Genomic DNA, 19,927 nt, shown 5'->3' with positions numbered 1-19,927 from the left:
AGAAATCTTATATTTCTCATGCCCAATACATAGGGTTTGGAACCGGGCTATCTGGCCCTGAGCAATTGTCGCTGCTTAACTAAATCTTCCCGCTTAACGAACGTAATGGGTACGAATTCGTCGGTTGGCGAACCAATATAATAGAGCGTCCAGTCGTGGTCGTAGTCGGCCAGCAACTGGCGGATGCACTCGACCCGGTCGAAGGTTGGCACCCGGCAGTCGCCCCAGTAGAACAACTCCACGCGGTAATGCAGGGCTTGTTTCTGACCGTTGATGGTGACGTCGATTTCGATGTCCTGCTTGCCGGGTAACGATGAGATAGGAATGGCGATGTATGACATAGGGGTAGGAAAAAGATAGATGAGTAAAGATTGTCAATTCGCAACGCACAGCGTATTACTACCCGGGAGCCTCAAATGTTATACCACTCTAAATAACTAGTTGTTATACAGTAAGTTGTAAGTAAAAAATGAACGTAGCGTGTCCAAAATCGGACACGCTACGTTCATTTGTGGACAAGAGATTATATTAGACAACAGATAGCCTATTGTTACAGATCACTAGGCGAAATGTAAGAATACACATTTTCAAAATTAAATATTTGAGCTATCTTTAAATTGCACTTTAACAAGTTAATGTTTTATGGATTCACAGTTTAAAACAAACACCATCTTAAGCTTCGGCGGAAAAACATTTGAGGTCGAGCTAGTCAATGGAATGATTTTTAGTAAGCAGTCAATTATAGAGGAATCTAAATCGGGAGGGACATTTGATGATGACGACGAGGAAATTCTATTTTCAACAGACCCGCTAGAGCTACTTACACATTTCGATGAAATATCAATGAAACGTATTAAATACATTCCATCCGATTTGAATTAGAATAACACTCAATACATCAGTTCGGCAGCGCAACAGCGCGCTCGTCTATGGCTTTTGCAATCTGGTTGGTCAGGGCCGTCACCCGGGACGCGGTCATGCGGTCGCATTCGTTGGAGAGGACAACGATGCCCATGTTCAGCTCTGGATAATTAACGCATAAGCTGCTGAAACCAGGGATGTTCCCATCCTGCCAGATGGCGCGGTTGCCCGCTACGTTCAGCATCTGCCAGTTCAACCCCGACGAATAGCGGGAGGCATCGCCCGACGTCGGCTGATGCGTCAGTCTCGCGGCTTCCGTCTCTTCCGCTACATTCCACTGGATGTACTTCAGTATATCCGTCACGGTCGATTTCAACGCAGCGGCTCCCTGAAGCTGATCGGGAATGGGTGGCATTTCAACGCCGTTGCAATTGTAGCCTTTGGCAAGAGCAGGCTGATCTGAGGAGGCCAAGTCAATCTTTGTGTGGCTCATGGCGAGCGGCTGGGTTATTTTCAGCCGTACCAAGTCCTCGAATGGCATGTTGTACACCCGCTCTAAAATGTAACCCAGCAACTGAGCGCCCGCATTGGAGTACCGGAATGTATAGCCCGGCATCGTATCCAGCTTTACCTTATGTAAGTCGGCGTAGAAATCGTCGCGGGTATAGCCTTGTAAAAGCTCTGCAGCGATTGTCGAGGAAGGAATGGCGGTATTGGCAAAGGCGTCCGGCCGATCTGGTAACAGGAACGGTAATCCTGAGCGGTGATTAATCAGGTGGAAAAGCCGGATGGGTTGCCCTTCATACGCCAGGTTTGAATAAGTACCGGTCAGGTACTTACGAATATCGTCGCCCAGTTTCACCTTCTTTTCAACGACTGCCTGCGCCAGCAAAGCGCCTGTAAATGTCTTGGTGATAGACGCGATTGGGTACAAAGTTTGGCTGGTCGGGAGTTGCTGCCGATCTTTTTCAACGGTACCATAATTGTACATATACGACTGTCCATCTTTGATAATGCCGATCGAAAGCCCAACCGACTGTGGTGCCGTCATGAAATGCTGAGCGGCCTCCTCAACAATGAAATCGACCGATGTTTTCAGCGGATTATCCGTCGATGCCTTTTCGGGAACCGTAACGAGGGCTGCGGGGCGTTTGGGCTGAATAGATCGTAAGGGAAATAGCAGAAAAGCGGAGATAAGCCAGGCAGTCATGGTAATAGTCTGGTTTAGAGGTTTGTTGCAAACGGAATGGCTATTCTGCCTGCTGTTTGCGTTAAAGATGCAGGTTGCTACGTTCGGGTTGCTTACATCGTCTTATGAATGTAAATATTCCCGATAATCACGTCGTGTCGCCAGACGGCTGGGCTATTTGCCAGCCGTCTGGCCAGCCTGTTTCAGGAAATCGGTTGCGGTTGTGTTCTGAGGGTTTAAATCCAGTGAACGCTTGTAATTTTCAATAGCCAGTGCCCGATTTCCCATGTGCTCGTAGTTTTCGGCCAGGCTGTCGTAGGCGTTCCAGGCGTTGGGATACAGGCTAACGTTCAGTTTGAAAATCTCAAGCGCTTCCTGGAGTTTGCCTTGTCCAACGAGCGTATAACCCCAGCCATTTACGTACCCTTCACCCAGGTACAGTTCAGGGTGTTTTTTACGGACATCCTTCACTATGTTGATAACCTGTGCATAACCTCGCTTTTTCAGTTCCTCGTTGAGGGCCTTTAGTCCCGCCGGTTCGCCGTATAATACGTTCATGATCTTGCCCGACAGTTCCTGAAGCTGGCCCTGTGTTGACTGATCTGAGTTGTTGGCGAGCAGCACAAGCCCCGTTTTCTGATCAGGGTACAAATCGCAGAAACTGGCAAAGCCGAACGTACCGCCTGAGTGTTCGATCTGCCGTTTGCTGTCGATGGTTTTATGAAGAAACCAGTTCAGTGCCAGCGCCAGGTTATCCGTATTTCCCCAGCTAAGCTGATGACTCAATTGCACCGCTTTGTTGTTCTCGTTTAGCTGATAGGCTGCATACTTCAGCAGGTCAGCCGCACTGTAGCGGAGTCCACCAGCGGCCTGCATCGCTTTCAGCGTAAATGCGGGCATCCGAATGCCCTTTCCATCATAGCCAATGGCGAACTGATCCGACGGCGCTTCTGGCCCGAACGTATGGCGCATCTGGAGCGGCTGTTCAATCTGTGTGTTAATTAACTCCTCGTAAGGCCTCTGGTAGATTTTCTCCAGAATATAACCCACTAACTGAGCCGCTACGTTCGAATGGCGCGGATTCTGACCGGGAGCTGCCTTAAGCGTAACCCTGTGCAAGTCGTTGAAAAAATCGAGCTTCGTATAGCTGATCAACTCATTTATAATCAGGAACGGAATTGAATCGGGATTAGCTTGCTTGAACCGGTCAGGCTTATCTGGAAAATTATCGGGCAATTCAGACGTCCAGTTGGTCAGATTTACCAGCCGGATAGGCTTGCCTTCGTAGGCCAGATTCGGGTAGTCACCATCGAGGTACTTCCGAATGTCATCGTCTAGGTTGATTTTCTTATCGACAACGGCCCGTGCCAGCAGCAGGCTCCCAAACGTTTTACTGATCGAGCCAATCTCATAAATCGTGTTCTGCGTGGGCAACTGATTTTTCCCCTTCTCCGTGGTGCCGAAATTATAGAAAGTCGTCTTCCCATTTCGGACAATACCAATCGACAAGCCTACGTGCGCTTTCTCCTGAACGAATGCCGTTCCCAACTGTTGAATAGTGGTTTCAGTTGCGGCTGGCTGAGCTTGCCCAGGGGCGGCCTGTATAGTTATTGTCAGTAGACAGCTGGCAAAAATGAGTCGGTTGGTGTGCATGGAGTTTTGAATCAGAAACATTGAAGCTATTTAGAATAATTTTTTCTAGCCTTTTACCCCTAAATCCCCTGAAGGGGACTTTGTCTATGAGTAAGCTAAGTCCCCTTCAGGGGATTTAGGGGTTTTTAGATAGATTAATGAAGGATTTATACGATTAAAATCAAATCCTAAACAACTTCATTAATAATTAACCCGGTGTTACACATATTACTTGTTACCCTGCGTCAGCTTTTTCAGATGACCGGTTGCATTGGCGTTTTTCGGATTCAGGGCCAGCGAGCGTTTATAATTTTCGACGGCCAATTCATGATTTCCTAACCGCTCGTAGCCTTCCGCCAGGCTATCATACGTATTCCAGCTTTCTGGATACAGGTGCACGTTAAGTTTGAAAAGTTCGAGCGCGTCTTTCGTTTGACCGCTGCTCATTACCCGATAAGCCCAGTCATTCAGTTCATTTTCATCGGGCTGGAGATTTCGTTTTTTCAGTTCGTCGGCAACAGGAATCGCCTGGTCAAACCCTCGTTTCTGCACTTGAAGACGTAGTGCCGTGATGGGGTCGGACAGCGGAATGTCTGGATTAAAGTAACCGGCCAGTTCTTCAATAAAATTCTCCGGTGAACTTCCGCCCAAATTGGTCAGCACAATAACCGCCAGATCATCATCCGGGTACACAAGAAAAGCGGAACGCCCACCGCCCGACATACCGACAGCCCGGTGCTTTGGCCGAAATTTGGTAAGTCCCCAGCCAAGTGCCCATTGCGTTGGCGAACCGTTGTTATACGTACCGGGTGTCCAGAGCGTGGTAAGTGCGGCTTTTGTCTTCAGTAATTTCCCTTGTTGCAATGCGATAATCCAGTGAGCCATGTCCTCGGCAGTACTATTCAAACCCGATGCGGTTCGACGGGACGCCGGAAATTCAGCGTAATTATTTGTTAGTTTCGCTTCACTCAGTTTATGTCCATCAAGGCTGGTTTTGAGTGAATAAGTCGGTGCAAAATGCGGAATAACGTCACGGGAATCACCAAAGACCGTATTGGTCATACCGGCAGGTTGAAACTGCTGCTCATTGAATACCTGAGCGAATGGTTTGCCGCGTAGCTTGTCAATGACCTTGCCCAGCAACACATAATTTGTCTGGTTGTAACTGAACTGTTCGCCCGTCTGAAAGTCCATGGGCCTTGTCTTTATTTTCTCCCAGGCCGCTTCTTCGCTGCCCAACTCGGCCAGCCCACCGGTTGAGGAGCTAAGCACCCGAAGAATATCAGGCAGTCCTGAAACATGCGTTAACAACTGCCTGATCGTCACCGGTTGCCAATCGGCCGGAAGGTCATCTACATAACGGGAAATGGGTGCCGATAAATCAACCTGACCCTCCTCAACGAGTTGCATGATGGCCACGCCTGTAAACGCTTTTGTGCAGGAGTTAATGGCAAAAATGCTTTTATGCGTTACGGGAACAGAGTCCTGTAGATTAGCAAACCCATACGATTTAGTCAACACCAGTTTTCCCCGCTGTACCACCGCAACCTGCATCCCCGGAATGCTAAGCTGGCTCATCCTGTCGCGCAAGAATTTGTCGAGCGAATCCACGGATGTTTGCGCGTTACCAGGCGTAGTAGAGGGCGTAGGCTTACTTTGTCCGAAGCTGAACGTAAGCGTCGCGGCCAGTCCTAACGTGACGATACTGAGTCGATTGGCGGTCATGATACGTCGTTTATTTTGCCTTCCGGATGTAGAGATTCCCGTTCATGTTTTTCATCATGACTTCCGGGCCACCGCCGTTGATTTTACCGTATACCCAATCCTCAATTTTCACCTGATACATACCCGACTGGTTTGTGCGGCTCACTTTCGGCTGATTTTTATCGACGTCGATATCAAAATCACTGTAGATGTCGCCCCGGTCGGATTTGAGTTTCGTGTTCGCTTTCACCGAGGCCGGAAACGTTACGTCGACATTACCGTTGAGGGTAGAAAAGGCCATCGGCGTATCGGAATCAATGGATTTGAACGTAGCGATCAGATTTCCGTTGACCGTGTTGGCAACGGCTGAACCCGCAACATTGGTCAGGTGGATGTAGCCATTAACGTTGGTGACTTCCAGGTTACCCGTTACGTTCTCGATCTCGATATTTCCGTTATTCACGGTGCTGACCTTGAGCCCAAACCGTTGCGGCACTTTAATCGTCAGATCAATAGAGTGCTTCATGGAATTGGCGTTGACGTTAACGGTGTTGTTCCGTTCCTCAGCGCTGACATCGAGGGGTAATCCGGTGGCAATTCGTTTCATGCCATTCGCGGCTTTATCAGGACGATCATTGTCGTCGTCCCGTCGGCTGCGTTTTGGCGTGGCCGTAATATCGATCACTACGTCTTTGCCCGAGTAGCCAATCACTTTGATCGAGCCGTTGATTAACCCAACGTGCAACGAACCGGGTTTGGCGGGATCACTCAGCGGGACGACAAGTTGCTCTTTCACCTCATTCTGAGCAAGTAGTGGCGACCGCGCAAGCAGGCTTATAAATAAAAGTCCAATCGTCAATTTAAGTGTTTTCATCAGGATTGTTTTTTAATGTAAATGTTTCCGTTAAATGTTTCAAACTTGAATGTTTTGCCACCGCTGCCGATACGTATAGCCGTGTTTTTGTTGAGCTTATAGACCGTTCCATCGCCGGTTTTCTGGGTTGTTTTAATCGCCTGCACCGGCAACACTTCGGTGTTCGGGAAGTCGGTAAAGAATTTGCCCTGAAAGGTTTTGAACTGTAAATCGGCGGAGAGATTGGCTGGATAACTTACGTTAATGTTGCCATTGAGCGTATAGTACGACGAGTTTTCGGGAGGGTTCGCTACGTAGTCGACGTCGAGGTTTCCGTTGATGGTGTGAGCATCGGTAGTGCCTTTCACGTTCGTCAGGGTGATGGCGCCGTTTACGTTACGTGCCCTGAGCGCTCCTTCGACATCCTTTACCGTTACGTTGCCCCGGTTCACCGTCGAGACGATCAGATTCATACGATTCGGGACTTTCACGGTGAAGTTGAGCGTAAAGTCATAGTCGACATCCCGGTCGTTGCCCCAATTGTTGCCCCGGTTCCGGCTGCGTCGGGGACGTGAATCGAAGGGTTCGGCGATGTAGGCCACAATGCTGTCACCCTGCTGATCGAACTGAAGCTGGAATTCCTTCTTGCCAATTTCCAGATCCTGATTGTTTTTGGCCGTGATGGATTTATCGACTTCCAGAATAACCTTGTCGCCTGAGTAGCCCTCGACCTTGATAAAGCCGTTGATATTGTAGATCGCCAGCGCACCACTGGCCGACTTCGATACCGTAAATTCTTTGCTGACGTGCTCCTTAAATTCCTGAGCAGTAGCTGGCGATTGGGCACAAGAAAGTACCAGCCCCGCCAGTACGGGGATTAGTAATAGTTTCATACAGATATAAAGTGAAAGAGTGAATGAGCGAAAGAGTGAATGAGCGAAAGAGTGAATGAACAAAAACAGTTGGCAAGCTTGGCGCGCTCTATTCATTCATTCTTTCACCCTTTAATTAAGATAAATCCCGGATACTCTGCTCGATTTTACCTTTGACTAAATGGTTTAGATTGTCGTCGTGAAGGAGCTGGCGAAGAGGTTTGATGGATCGTTTCTCCTGCAACTTCACCATAATATCAGCCAGCGCTGACTGTACCAATGGCGATTCCTGCCGGGCGATCGACTGCACCAGACCTTCTCGTACACTTGGGTTATCGGCCAGCTTTGCGAGGGCTTCCAGCGTAACCAGCCGCACATTTACATTTGAGTCGTTGTTGAGCGTTGTTAATAGCGCATCAACCACCTTTGCATCTACCTGATTGATTTCTTCGGTATAGCTTACCGCCCGAAGCCGTTCAGAGGCTGACGGATTTTCCAGTCCAGAGAGCAGCATCATCTGGCGCATTTCCTGTACCTGCGTCGATAACGTATCGATCTGCTGCTGCTGAACCGCCACGGTCGTTTGGCCCGGGTGACTGAACCAGTATCCAGCCGCAACACCAACGCTCAATAGCACAAAACTATACCCCAGTCGATACGCGTATCTGGGTGCCCACAGCTGGCGGAGTGTCGTCAGTAGATTGTCAAATAGGCTCTCCTGTTTTGTGTTAACGGTCTCTTTATACGTATCAAGCATCGCCTGAAACCGAACCCGTGCCATGGGGCTTGGTTCGGGCGTCGGTACGTTCCCCATCAGTTGCCAAAGCTGCCGGGTCGAATTGGCTTCTGCCTGGCAGGCTGGGCACTGTGCCAGATGCGTTTCCAGCGCAACCCGTTCCGCATCCGGCAACTGGTTGCTGAGCCAATCGGTTAGCTGGTCTTGTATCTGGTCACAGTTTATAGGCAGTTTTTCCATTGTCAAGCTTCAGGTAAATTTTCTTTAATTCGTTCATCGCGCGGTGCACCCGTACTTTAATAGCGCCCTCTGTTGTATTCAGCACCCGCGCAATTTCCTCATACTTCAACTCCTGGAAACGGCTCAGTACCAGCACCTCGCGATTCTCGTCACTAAGTTTTCCCATTGCCTGATGAAGCGCATCCAGTTCCTGTTCTTTCTGGATTCGCTCATCGGCGGCTGGTCCGCCACCAATTTTCTCCGCTACGTCGGCCAGGTCGTACTGATGGGCCGAACGCTTGTTTTGCTTGCTATGATCGACCAGTACGTTCCGGGCCAGATGGTACATCCAGCTCCTGAACTCGCCGTCGCCGGTGAACGTGTGTCGGTACTTAAGCATCCGGTAGAACACCGTCTGGACCATATCTTCACTGGCCTCACGCTGGTTAGTCATATGGAAAAGGAAGCCGAACAGGGGACGATTGTACCGCTCGAAGAGCAAGCTCATCGCATCCATATTGCCTGCCTTTACCTGCAGCATAATAGCGTTGTCTGTCAGAGAGGTCAACCGCGTTGGTATCGGGTTATTGGTGGAATTTGGACTGGGAACTGCGCGAATTGGAGAAGGTTACAGAAAAAGAAGAAATTTTTTTATTTGTGTAGAGACGCAATCCCTTGCGTCTCCTATGCGTCGGCAATTTTTTCGTCAGCAACACCATCCGGTCAAGGAGAAGCCAATAAACATTTCTGCAACTACTAATCTGATTTCAGTGAACTGGATGGGTTGATCTGGAGTGTTTGCCAGAGCTTCAGCAAAATTGTGAGGAAGGCTATCGCCAGAACGCTACTGGCCGAAATAATCAGTATGCCTGTGGAAACGCCGTTATTTATTTTGAAGATACTATTCAGCAACACCAACGCCATAACATATCCGCTGGCACAGCCTAAAACGACCGCAACGATCAGAATCCAAACGTAGTTTTTATGCAGTACCCAGCCAATCTGGGCGCCTGTAGCGCCTAGGACCCGCCGAATGGCTACCTCCTGCATACGTTTCAGTACGTTGAGAGATACTAAGGAAAACAGGCCCGAGATCGCCAATAGTATGGTCACCAGCGCAAAAACGCCCATTGTTTGCGCCACATTGTTGGATACTGATTCGGCTTCGGCAAGGGCGTTGTCCTGATAAAACCCGTCGAAAGGTTTGTAAGGGAAGAGTCGTTTCCAGGTGCGTTCCAGGTCAGCGAAAACCTGCTGTTGGTGTTCGGCTTTCACGCGGGCAATGAAATACGAAAACTGACTGGCCGATACAGGACGGATCACCGCAGCCGCAATCGGTCGGAACGGCGTATTGGTCATGAAGTCGCGTACAACCCCGCTGATCTGATACGTAGCTGAATCCAGTTGAATGGACTGGCCTACCAGCGATTTTCCCTCCCCAAACTCCCGAACAAAGGTCTCGTTCACCAGCACGTTGGGCGCTGGTCTGCCGTCCTGGGTGGCCAGCAAGGGTTGACCGTCGCGTAGTTGTATCTGGAGCATCCGTGTAAAGTCGTTGCCCACATTGTAGACCATCGATTCGTGCGGCAGGCTATTCAGTCTAAAGTTAATGGTGCTGTAACTAAAGCCGGGAATATGCTGGGTACCACTGACGGCCTCAACATGCGGAATCGTCTGGGCTGCTGTTTTGAAAACCCGCCAGCTCGACTCGTCATATACATATGCACCGATGAGGTTATGGCGATCGTAGCCCACATCGGCGATGTGGTTATACTCGGCGTTACGTTCGAAACTCAGTCCCACGACCACCGCTATCAGCGAAATGGCAACCTGAATGCCCATCATAGTGCGGGAGAAAAGACCTGATCCTCCGAAACGTAGTGTTCCGCGAAAAATATGCACTGGCCGGAAGGCGCTTACATAAAAGGCGGGGTACGAGCCTGCTAATAACGTAGTGAATAGGAACATCCCCACCAGGTAGGCGCCTAAAACCGGGTCGAGGTAATCAATCTGGATGGCCATGTAGGGCCACATGTGATTATACCAACTCGAAATCGGAAAGGCCAGGATCAGGCCCAGCAACATGGCAAGTGCGCAAATGACGCCCGCTTCGGCGAGCAATTGAATAATAAGTTGCCCTTGTGAACTTCCCATTACTTTGCGGACACCGATTTCACGTAACCGACGATTACAGATCGCAATGGTCATGTTGGCGAAGTTGAGCGAGGCTGTCAGCAAGATCAGAATGGCCATTATGAGCATGCCCCAAACCGCCGATGCCGGGAGCGAAGGATACAATCTGTTCGCGCGTAGGTTGCGGGCGTTCAGGGCCAGCGTTCGAAGGGGCTCCACCACAAACCGCCGGATTTTCCAGTCAGGGTCAGCCGATTGCTGACGGGCAACAAGAGGAGCCAGGGAGGCTTCGAGGGCCGAAACAGCGGCAGGTTGTCTGAGTAACAGAAACACCGCATCGACCCGGTATTTCCAGTCTGTATGATCAACGGGCTGATCGCCCTCAAGTTGATTGCTTAACTGCGTCAGGAAATCGAACCGTATGCTTGAGTGCTTGAAATCTCCGTCCACAACGCCACCTACGATGAGCGTTTTTCGGGTAGGTTGATCCGCGTAAATGGTAAGGGATTGACCAATTGGATTCCGGTTGCCAAAATACTTTGTCGCGGTTTCCTGCGAGATGAGAACCTTGGACGGATCGGTGAAGTCGGCAGCGCCATTCACTACCGGAAAGTCAAATACCCGCAGAAAATTAAGATCGGCAAAATGGATCGTTTCATTGAAGATATTGTCTCCCTGCTTGACGACCGCCCGTCTTGAATCCCAACGGACAGCCGCTTCAACGTTGGCAAGTTGCTGTGGTGCGTCGATTGCTATGCGGGAGGGGCAGATGCCGTATAGAGCATCGTTGTCGGCTTTTACGCTTTCAATCCGCACAATACGGTCGGCATTTTTGTGCCAGCTGTCGTAGGAATTAGCGTATCGGTAATTTTGAAAAGCCAGAATGCCAAAGCCGAGCCCCAGTCCTAACCCGACAACATTAACGATCACATAGCGCAGGTTGCGTTTGAGATTACGTAAGGCAATCTTGAGGTAGTTGTCCAGCATGGTATTTTCGTAGAGACCGTACCGACGGTGATGCGATACGTTAACCGGTCTTTACAAAAATACAGTATATTATTGATTGCCCGTCTTGATACCAAAGCTGCGCTCGGTTTCTCTGATGATCGCCTGTTTTTCGCGCTCAGATTTACCGATTACGTTGGCAGTCCGTTCAATAATCAGCTCTTCGCCATCCTTCTGGAATGTGTATTGCATCCAGAGCCGCCCGTTTTCTTTGTCTTCCCGGACTAATACCGACGATGGAGCGACTTCACTTGGAGAAAAGGACGATGAGGCACTGGCTTCCAGGTGATTACTTCTGCTTTCGTCGGAATGGGCTACGTAGATGGCCTGTTCGTCAGCTTTCCGTTTGCGCTGCGAGGCAACTTCACGTTTTCGTCCGACAATAGCGACACCCCCTTCCTGCTCAGATGAGGCACGGTCTAAGGAATCAAGAATACGGGATTTCAATTCATTTACGGCGTCTTTATCCATGCCTGCTATGTCGAACGAGCGGCTGTAATAAATCGAGCGGCCAGGCTGTTCAATGTCAACACGAATGCGAAGTTGCCGCTCATCGGTAGTAACCTCCTTGCTGGACGAACGCTGTGCTGCGGCACCGAAGCCTACTGTGACCAGTAATAGGGTAAATAGCGTTTTCATAAATCAGCAAGAAGTTTCGTGATGGTTCGATTAGATTAGCATATTCGTCCTATCTATCTTCGTGCCAGATGTATAAGCTGTTGCTTTTCAATAATTTACCTGGCGTAATCTGACGAAGTTGTCCATTATCGGACAGTTTTCGTACGACAGCGGACAAAGGTTGAAACCGGTATCATTCACTACGTAGTGATTTGACGGGATTCATCAACGCAGCTTTGATACTTTGGAAACTGATCGTCAGTAGGGCAATGCCAATGGCCAGCAAACCCGCCAGCGCAAAGACCCACCAGCTAATGTCAATTTTATAGGCGAAATTTTGTAGCCACCGGTTCATGCCGTACCACGCAATGGGCGATGCCATGATAACGGCGATCATGACCAGTTTGAGGAAGTCTGCGGAGAGCAGCGCCACAATGCTGGCGACCGACGCCCCCAGTACTTTGCGCACGCCAATTTCTTTGGTCCGTTGCTCAGCGGTGAAGGCCGCTAAACCAAATAAGCCCAGACAGGCAATGAAAATCGCCAGGCAGGCGAAAATTGTGGATAGTGTCCCAACAACCGTTTCGCTTTTGTAGAGGTTCTGATAGTCCGCATCAACGAATGAATACGAAAAAGGAAGTTTGGGGTTTAATTTCCGACAAAGGGCTTCGATACTGGCCAAGGCCTGACTGGTCTGGCTGGGTTGCGTTCGCACCAGAATGTTGTTGGGCCACCAGGTTTCTCCCAGACGAATGATAAGCGGTCTGATCGCTACGTGCAGCGACTGAAAATGAAAATCCTCCATAACCCCTACAATCTTTCCAGGTTGCTTCCCAAACGTGAGCGGTTGCCCAACCGGATTCTTATAGCCGATACGTTTGGCAACTGCCTGATTAATCAGATAATTACTTGAATCCGTGCCAAAAGCTGGTGAGAAATCGCGGCCCTGAAGGAGCTTGACTTTAAACGTTTTTGCAAAATCGTAGCCCACCACGGTGTTGTTGAATTGAATGGCGAGCGAAGGATCTTTGCCTTCCCAATGGACACCGTCGGTTGTGTTTCCATTTTCTAACGGGCTTGTCATCATATGCGTTACCGATTGAATACCTGGCAGTTGTAATAACTCCTGCTTGAAAGTTGGGTACTTGCTGGCTACTTCGCCTATGCCGGGAATAGTGATCAGGTTCTCACGGTCGTAGCCGAGATTCTTCGTTTGAATGTACTGAAGTTGCCGATAAACGACCACCGTTCCGACAATCATCAGCATTGAGAGTACGAACTGAAAGACAACCAGACCACGCCGAAATAATTGAGCCCCTGCGCCAAATCGTAAGGTACCTTTCAGGATTCGTACCGGATTGAGTGACGATAGAAACAGCGCCGGATAACTACCTGCCAAACCACCGGTCAGGAGGAGTAAACCTGCCAAGAGCAACCAGAAAGAAGGCTGGGTGAACGGTAGCGTTAGTTGCTTGTCGGTCAACTGGTTGAACACGGGGAGCAAGAGGCTAACCAGCATGATAGCCAGCCCCAGAGCGATAAGCGTCAGGAGCAGTGCCTCGCCCATAAACTGCCCGATCAGCGACGCCCGTTCGGCCCCGACCACTTTCCGAACGCCCACTTCGCGCGCCCGTTTGGCCGAGCGGGCCGTAGCCAGGTTCATAAAATTGATCCCCGCAATAAGCAGTAGAAACACGGCAACAAGGATAAAAAGTCGAACGTATTCGATACGTCCCCCGTCGCGTTGCCCGTTTTTGAAGTTGGAATACAGATACGCTTCCGTCTCGGGTTGCAGAAATAATTCAATGTTGAACGTAGCATTGATGTCCTTGTTTCGGCCTTTCAGAAACGTTTTGAGCTTGGCATTGACCCTGGCTGGGTCGGCGTCGGAGCGAAGTTCGAGACGCGTATCAGGGCCACTATTTTCCCACTCAGTACGCCAGGGATTATGTCTTAAGTAGTTATCCCAGTTCAGTAGAAAATCATATTTGTCGAGTGAATTGTGGGGTAGATTCTCGAATACTGCCGTCACCTGATAATCGGTGGTATTATCGAATCGAACGGATTTGCCCAATGCCGACTGTGCATCACCGAAATACGTTTCGGCCAGCTTTCGTGAGATAGCCAGATTAGTTGGCGCATTGAGTGCTACGTCAGCCGTTCCGGCCAATAGGGGAATGCTGTACATTCTGAACCAGTCGGCTCCGGCATAGCAACCAGTTTGTCGGGCTATCGTATTACCAACGGTTAATATATGCCCTTCCTTCGACGACAACCCTGCGGCATGAACTACTTCAGGAAGCTGTTTCTTGAGTTCATCGGCCAATAGGCCGGGCGTATCTTCATCGGTCACAATCCGTCCGTCGGCCATCTCATTCTCCATCACCCGGTACAGATTGTTCCCGTTTGCGTACTGCTTTCCCACACTCAGCTCATCCCGGATCCACAGGAATATCAGCAGGCTGGCAGCCATCCCCAGGGCCAGCCCTGAGATGTTAATGGCGGAGAACGCTTTGTTGCGAATCAGGTTCCGACAGGCGATTTTGACATAATTACGTAGCATATCAGGACTTAGGAAAAAAGGTGATAAGTAGTCGGTTGTTAGGTTGCGTTTGGCCAATGGCCGCAGTAGTTTCAGGGCACTTAGGGCGTATCGCCAGCGAGCTTTTCGCTCCCCCACTGTTGCCACCCAATGAGCGTAGAGTTCCAGAAGGTCTCCCTGCACCTCTTCCGAGGTGTTGGGATCACCAAAGGTCTCTACAAGTTTCTGAGCCCATCGGGGTGGATTTGGGTTGGCATTCATGCGTTTCTTTTGTAGAGACGTTAGGAATTGCTTCTCTACTTTATTCGGAACGTAGTGATTTAACCGGATTCATCAGAGCGGCTTTGATGCTTTGGAAACTCACTGTCAGTAGGGCAATGCCAATGGCCAGCAACCCCGCCAACGCGAAGACCCACCACGAAATATCAACCCGGTAAGCAAAATTTCGCAGCCACTGATTCATAACATACCAGGCAATCGGGCTGGCGATCAGAATGGCAATGCCCACTGGTTTTAGAAAATCACTGGAAAGCAGGCCCACAATACTACCCACCGATGCGCCCAGTACTTTACGCACCCCGATTTCTTTGGTGCGCTGCTGGGCCGAGAAAGAGGCTAATCCAAACAGACCCAAACAAGCGATAAAAATGGCCAGTCCGGCAAAAATCCGCATAATCGTTTGCTGACGCAGGTCTGTCTGATACATCTGGTCAAATTGTTGATCTAAGAAATGGTACTCAAATGGATACGCCGGTCGCGTTCTGGCATATAACTGTTGGATCGTCTCCACTGAAGCCGTTAGATTGCCGGGTTTTAGCCGAATTAAAGCGACTCGTTGGTCGTCGTAGGGTGCAATCACCAACGGCTCTATGGCTTCTTTCAAAGACAGGAAATTGAAATCCTCGACCACACCAATAATAGTACGGTTGGTACTGTCACGAAGCGTATTTTTTAGCCACTTGCCGATAGCTTCCTGCGGAGTCCAGCCCAGCCTGGCAGCCGCCGTTCGATTAATTAAAGCCGCCTGAGCCGTGTCGGTGGGGTACTGGGACGAAAAATCGCGGCCTGCAATCAGTTTCAGTCCCATCGTTTTCACATAATCGAAATCGGTAAATTCTGTCCGGGCTTTCCACCGGTTGGGATGCGCTTCGACGTCGAACATAAGCCCGTCGAAAAAACCACCCGGTTCGCCCGACATCACCGAAACAGCCTCAATCCGGCTCTGGGCGAGCAGATCCTGTTTATGCTTCCGGAAAAAGTTATAGATATCGCCATTGTCGATAGGGATTACCAGGGTTTGCTCTTTGTTGTATCCAAGCTGTTTGTTTTTGAGGTAGTTCATTTGTTGGGTACCGATGGCTGTCCCGAGCATCAGCAATATCGAAATACTGAATTGTACCACGACCAGCATCTGCCTCAATGAAATACCACCTTTACCCAGTCGTAGTTTACCTTTCAGGGCCTGGATAGGCGAAAAGGCCGCCAGTACAAACGCCGGGTAACTGCCTGAAAAAAAGCCAGCTACTATGATAATGCTGATCAGAAACAGCCCAATCGGCCCTGCATACGCAGATAGGTTCAGCGAGTGGCCCAGCAGTTGCTTATAATAGGGTAAAACTAACGTCAGCATACCAATCGACAGTACGCAGGAAAGTGCCGTCAGCAAGAGTGACTCGCCAATAAACTGCCACACCAGATGGCCTTTAATGGCGCCCAGCACTTTCCGCACCCCAATTTCTTTGGATCGCTCTACCGCCCGAACCGTCGATAAGTTCATGAAATTGATGCAGGCCACCAGCAGAATGAGGATAGCAATGGATAGAAAGATATAAACCACTTGTTTATCGCCGTGTTTGACGCTATCAAAGGCCGCCTGTTCGAAATAAATAGCCCGCAATGGCGTGAGCGACAGATTAAAATGAAAGCCGTACTGCTTCATAATCAGGCCCATGTGCTTATCCATAAAGCGCGGGAAATTTCGTTCAATCTGTTCTTTGCTGACCGTTGGCGCAAGCTGTACGTAGGTGTAAATACCGTTATTAATCCAGCCGGTCATCCAGCCCCGGTCTTTGTAGTTTTCTAACGGCACAACCAGATCAAAATCCAGATGGGAATTTACGGGCACGTCCTGAGCAATACCCGTCACTTTTACGGGTAGATTTTTATTGATTTCGACAATTTTGCCCATGGCGTTGTCGACACTACCAAAATATTTTTTGGCCGTCGATTCGGTAAGCACGACGCTGGCTGGGTCGGCCAACACGGTAGCCGGATTACCTCTGAGCAACGGGAAGGAAAAGAAGTCAAAAAAGTTAGGGTCGACATCAATGATTTTCCGTTCATGAAACGATTTGTTCTGGCTAGTCACCAACGCATCCGTAGGGTTTACCCGAACAGCCTGCGTGATTTGTCCTTTAAAATCGGTCAGTAACGCAGGCGCATAAGGCCCAGATAAATAAGAAACCGCAATTTCTTTGCCCTCATTCTCAATGCCACGCATGACACGATAGATGCTTTTTCCATTTTTATGGAAATTATCTACACTGAATTCATTACTGATAAACAGAAAGATCAGCAGGCATACCGTAATTCCCGTAGATAATCCAAGCAGGTTGATACCCGAAAAAACTTTGTTTCGGATCAGGTTGCGAAAGGCGATTTTTAAATAATTACGTAGCATATGAGGACTTAAGAAAAACGGGAACGGATACTCATTTGATTTTCTTGATCTGGCCAGCGGCCGTAGTAATTTCAATACACTACCTGCGTATCGCCAGCGAGCCTTACGAACTCCCACGCTCTGCACCCAGTATGAGTAAAGCTCCAGCAGGTCGCCCTGCACTTCTTCCAGTGTATTGGGGTGGCCGAACGACGCAAGTAGCCAGTCCAGCCAGCGGGGCGGTTTTCGCTTATCAATACTACTCACTTCGCAGACTTTTTACCGGGTTTATCAGGGCTGCTTTGATGCTTTGATAACTCACCGTGAGCAACGTAACGATCAGAGCCCCTAGACCGGATAAGGCAAAAATCCACCAGGACAGCTCAGTTCGATAGTCGTATTTCTGAAGCCAGTTACCGAGGAAATACCAGGCGATGGGTGTAGCGATACCAAAGGCAATAATGACCAGCATCACAAAGTCTTTGGAAAGCATCAGCCATACGTTCGCTATTGATGCGCCCAGTACTTTACGCACCCCAATTTCTTTGGTGCGCTGTTCAGCAACGAACGACGCTAAGCCAAACAGGCCCAGGCAACTGATAAATACAGCCAGTATGGCGAAGACAGAAGCCAGCTTGCCGATGCGCTCTTCGGCGGCAAATTTCAGCGCGTACTGCTGATCGATAAATTTGTAATCGAATGGACTTCCCGGATTGAATTTTCGAAAGACGGCCTCGATTTTCGCCAGCGATTCGGGCGCACTCAGTTCCGGGTTAAGTTTAATATTGATGACGTTTGCCCATCCATAATCCAGCATAAAAACAGTCTGAACAACCGGCTCAAACGGCGACCCCATCACCATGTCTTTAACCACACCCAATACGCGCATGGGTCGCCCATTCCATTTCATGATCATGCCCACCGGCGATCCGGTTTTCAAGTTCATGTACTTTGCTGCCGTTTCGTTCATGACCAGCGCTGCGGAATCGGTCGAGAAGGCTCGCGAAAAATCACGACCTTCCTTAAACTGCCAGCCTACCGTTTTGCCGAAATCGTGCGTTACGGCGATTGTCCCGAACTGGGCGTTGAACGTGGGGTCTTTCCCTGCCCATTCGAATCCGCCATTTTGTGAATTTAAATTCGTTGCCGGTGTCGATGAGGTAGACATGTCCACAACCGCACCGGTTCGTAGTAGTTCTTCCCGCAGGGCATTGTAGTGGCTGTGTAGTTCGGGCGTGTTCATGGTAATCGTGATCAGCCCATTGCGGTCGTAGCCGATGGGGCGATTTTTGGCGTATTGGATCTGCCGAAAAACCAGAATCGTTCCTATGATGAGCGTAACCGAAACGGTAAACTGAATGACCACCAGCACCTTGCGGGGCACACTCGCAAACCGGCCTACTCTAAACGTACCTTTCAGGACTTTTACCGGTTGAAAAGAAGACAGGTACAGCGCGGGATAACTACCCGCAACGATACCGGTGAACAGACTAAATCCGATGCCTGCAAGCCAGAACAAAGGGCTGTTCCATAAGATGCTCAGTTGCTTATCGGCCACTTCGTTGAAAAGAGGAAGTGCCAGAATGACTAGTAGTATGGATAGGATAAAGGCAAACGCAACAACCATCAGCGACTCGCTAAAAAACTGACTGATGAGTTGCGAGCGTACCGATCCCACTGCTTTTCGGATACCCACTTCTTTGGCTCGTTTTTCACTACGTGCCGTACTGAGGTTCATGAAGTTGATACAGGCTAGCAGCAGCACAAACAGGCCAATAATGCCGAATAGCCAGACATACTGTATGCGCCCTTCCAGGTTCCCCTGTTTATCCCAACCCGTGTATAAATGCCATAGGCGCATCGGTTGCAAGAATACTTCGGCTTTATAGGGAGCTGCTTCCGGAACGTGTTTCACCCGTAACCCTTTGATCTTGGCATTAACGGCATCAAAATCAGCGTTAGGGGCAATCTGGGCAAGTATTTGCCAGGAGTTATTATTCCACTCCACGTTATCCTGCGCCCGCTTTACCCATGCCTCCGACGACACGTATAAATCCCAGGGTGCAATAAAAGTCAGGTCTCTGAACTCGGTATTATAGGGCAAATCCTCATATACCCCCGTCACCTTTACGTTCAGCTTGTTATCAATTTTTACGATTTTGCCCAGTGGATCACCACTCCCAAAAAGTGCTCCGGAAACGGACGCCGACAGCATGATCGATGCCGGATCTTTCAGGCCCGCCCGCGTACCACGTAGCATCTTCAGGGTGAGCATGTCGGGCGCTTCCGGGCTCAGGTAGTTACCCCGTTTTGTGAATTTTTTGTCGCCATAGGCCAGGATATGCTCTCCATTCCAGGACGACATAACAACGTAAGTGAAATCATCGGCGAAATCGGTGCGCAACTCATTCCCGAGCGGGAGAGGCATGTAGCCTCCTGCGCCAAACTCGCCTTCAAACGTGCCGCGTTGCATGACCTTGGCAATACGGTCATAGTTCTGGTGGTATCTGTCGTAGGCTAGTTCGTCATAAATCCACAAGCCAATGAGCATGGCCATCGCCATGCCTACCGCCAGCCCGCCAATGTTGATGGAGGAATAAACTTTGTTCTTGGTAATGTTCCTCAGGGCGATTTTTATATAGTTGCGTAGCATAGAAGGACTCAGAAATGAAGGGGATGAGGAGTAGGGTTCGTTCGATCGTCGTTTAGCCAAAGGCCGCAATAATTTGAGTGCAGTAAGGCTATAGCGCCAGTCGGCGTTACGTTTCCCCAGGGTTCCAACCCAGTGGTCGTAGAGTTCGAGCAGGTCGCCTTGCACTTCTTCCAGCGTGTCGGGGCAACCGAAGGTTGCCAGGAGCCAGGTGGCCCAGCGGGGTGGCTTTTTCATCATTTAGTAGTCATCAG

Annotated in this window: 13 protein-coding genes; all 13 read right to left on the bottom strand. The window is 49.7% G+C overall.

Translation table 11 applies throughout. The features are described from left to right. Nucleotides 1-47 precede the first annotated feature (47 nt). The 13 genes from ACYVEA_RS07860 to ACYVEA_RS07800 all read right to left on the bottom strand — a co-directional run bounded on the left by ACYVEA_RS07860 (nucleotide 48) and on the right by ACYVEA_RS07800 (nucleotide 19,913). Nucleotides 48-341, bottom strand: a complete 294-nt coding sequence (locus ACYVEA_RS07860) for a hypothetical protein (protein ID WP_461112814.1) — start codon at nucleotides 339-341, stop codon at nucleotides 48-50. Between the two features lie 557 nt (nucleotides 342-898). After that, nucleotides 899-2,071: a serine hydrolase domain-containing protein gene (locus ACYVEA_RS07855; protein WP_461112813.1), complete on the bottom strand. Its 1,173-nt coding sequence runs from the start codon at nucleotides 2,069-2,071 to the stop codon at nucleotides 899-901. A gap of 153 nt (nucleotides 2,072-2,224) precedes the next feature. Continuing rightward, nucleotides 2,225-3,724, bottom strand: a complete 1,500-nt coding sequence (locus ACYVEA_RS07850) for a serine hydrolase (RefSeq protein WP_461112812.1) — start codon at nucleotides 3,722-3,724, stop codon at nucleotides 2,225-2,227. A 186-nt stretch (nucleotides 3,725-3,910) separates the two neighbouring features. Then, nucleotides 3,911-5,407 carry a serine hydrolase gene (locus tag ACYVEA_RS07845; RefSeq protein ID WP_461112811.1) on the bottom strand — a complete coding sequence of 499 codons (1,497 nt, stop codon included), beginning with the start codon at nucleotides 5,405-5,407 and terminating at the stop codon, nucleotides 3,911-3,913. A 10-nt stretch (nucleotides 5,408-5,417) separates the two neighbouring features. Further along, a complete protein-coding gene (locus ACYVEA_RS07840) occupies nucleotides 5,418-6,260 on the bottom strand; it encodes a DUF4097 family beta strand repeat-containing protein (RefSeq protein WP_461112810.1) in 843 nt (280 codons plus the stop codon). Then, nucleotides 6,260-7,132, bottom strand: coding sequence for a DUF4097 family beta strand repeat-containing protein (locus ACYVEA_RS07835; protein WP_461112809.1), 873 nt, complete (start codon nucleotides 7,130-7,132; stop codon nucleotides 6,260-6,262). The genes ACYVEA_RS07840 and ACYVEA_RS07835 overlap by 1 nt, the downstream gene beginning before the upstream one ends. A 115-nt stretch (nucleotides 7,133-7,247) precedes the next feature. Further along, entirely contained in the window at nucleotides 7,248-8,087 is an 840-nt protein-coding gene (locus ACYVEA_RS07830) for a HEAT repeat domain-containing protein (RefSeq protein WP_461112808.1), read from the bottom strand. Continuing rightward, a complete protein-coding gene (locus tag ACYVEA_RS07825; protein ID WP_461112972.1) occupies nucleotides 8,062-8,607 on the bottom strand; it encodes an RNA polymerase sigma factor in 546 nt (181 codons plus the stop codon). Before ACYVEA_RS07825 ends, ACYVEA_RS07830 begins: the two co-directional genes overlap by 26 nt. Nucleotides 8,608-8,822: 215 nt before the next feature. After that, nucleotides 8,823-11,186, bottom strand: coding sequence for an ABC transporter permease (locus ACYVEA_RS07820; RefSeq protein WP_461112807.1), 2,364 nt, complete (start codon nucleotides 11,184-11,186; stop codon nucleotides 8,823-8,825). Nucleotides 11,187-11,255: 69 nt separating this feature from the next. Next, nucleotides 11,256-11,843 (bottom strand): hypothetical protein, encoded by a 588-nt coding sequence (locus ACYVEA_RS07815; protein ID WP_461112806.1) that lies wholly within the window; start codon nucleotides 11,841-11,843, stop codon nucleotides 11,256-11,258. 172 nt (nucleotides 11,844-12,015) lie between these two features. Further along, the gene (locus ACYVEA_RS07810; protein ID WP_461112805.1) at nucleotides 12,016-14,625 is read right to left on the bottom strand and encodes an ABC transporter permease; all 2,610 of its coding nucleotides are present in this window, start codon (nucleotides 14,623-14,625) and stop codon (nucleotides 12,016-12,018) included. A 40-nt stretch (nucleotides 14,626-14,665) separates the two neighbouring features. Beyond that, complete coding sequence (locus ACYVEA_RS07805) at nucleotides 14,666-17,290, bottom strand: ABC transporter permease (RefSeq protein ID WP_461112804.1); 2,625 nt, start codon at nucleotides 17,288-17,290, stop codon at nucleotides 14,666-14,668. Then, entirely contained in the window at nucleotides 17,283-19,913 is a 2,631-nt protein-coding gene (locus tag ACYVEA_RS07800) for an ABC transporter permease (protein WP_461112803.1), read from the bottom strand. Before ACYVEA_RS07800 ends, ACYVEA_RS07805 begins: the two co-directional genes overlap by 8 nt. Nucleotides 19,914-19,927: the final 14 nt, after the last annotated feature.

This window comes from Spirosoma jeollabukense (assembly GCF_054777855.1).
The sequence above is the reverse complement of the archived record's forward strand: the minus strand, read 5'-3'. Positions and strand labels throughout refer to the sequence as shown.

Bases quoted from the DNA above. Each gene is read 5' to 3' on its own strand.
- ACYVEA_RS07825 (WP_461112972.1), bottom strand. From the start codon at position 8,607: ATGCTGCAGGTAAAGGCAGGCAATATGGATGCGATGAGCTTGCTCTTC.
- ACYVEA_RS07845 (WP_461112811.1), bottom strand. From the start codon at position 5,407: ATGACCGCCAATCGACTCAGTATCGTCACGTTAGGACTGGCCGCGACG.
- ACYVEA_RS07855 (WP_461112813.1), bottom strand. From the start codon at position 2,071: ATGACTGCCTGGCTTATCTCCGCTTTTCTGCTATTTCCCTTACGATCT.
- ACYVEA_RS07840 (WP_461112810.1), bottom strand. From the start codon at position 6,260: ATGAAAACACTTAAATTGACGATTGGACTTTTATTTATAAGCCTGCTT.
- ACYVEA_RS07820 (WP_461112807.1), bottom strand. From the start codon at position 11,186: ATGCTGGACAACTACCTCAAGATTGCCTTACGTAATCTCAAACGCAAC.
- ACYVEA_RS07835 (WP_461112809.1), bottom strand. From the start codon at position 7,132: ATGAAACTATTACTAATCCCCGTACTGGCGGGGCTGGTACTTTCTTGT.
- ACYVEA_RS07850 (WP_461112812.1), bottom strand. From the start codon at position 3,724: ATGTTTCTGATTCAAAACTCCATGCACACCAACCGACTCATTTTTGCC.
- ACYVEA_RS07810 (WP_461112805.1), bottom strand. From the start codon at position 14,625: ATGAATGCCAACCCAAATCCACCCCGATGGGCTCAGAAACTTGTAGAG.
- ACYVEA_RS07860 (WP_461112814.1), bottom strand. From the start codon at position 341: ATGTCATACATCGCCATTCCTATCTCATCGTTACCCGGCAAGCAGGAC.
- ACYVEA_RS07830 (WP_461112808.1), bottom strand. From the start codon at position 8,087: ATGGAAAAACTGCCTATAAACTGTGACCAGATACAAGACCAGCTAACC.
- ACYVEA_RS07815 (WP_461112806.1), bottom strand. From the start codon at position 11,843: ATGAAAACGCTATTTACCCTATTACTGGTCACAGTAGGCTTCGGTGCC.
- ACYVEA_RS07800 (WP_461112803.1), bottom strand. From the start codon at position 19,913: ATGATGAAAAAGCCACCCCGCTGGGCCACCTGGCTCCTGGCAACCTTC.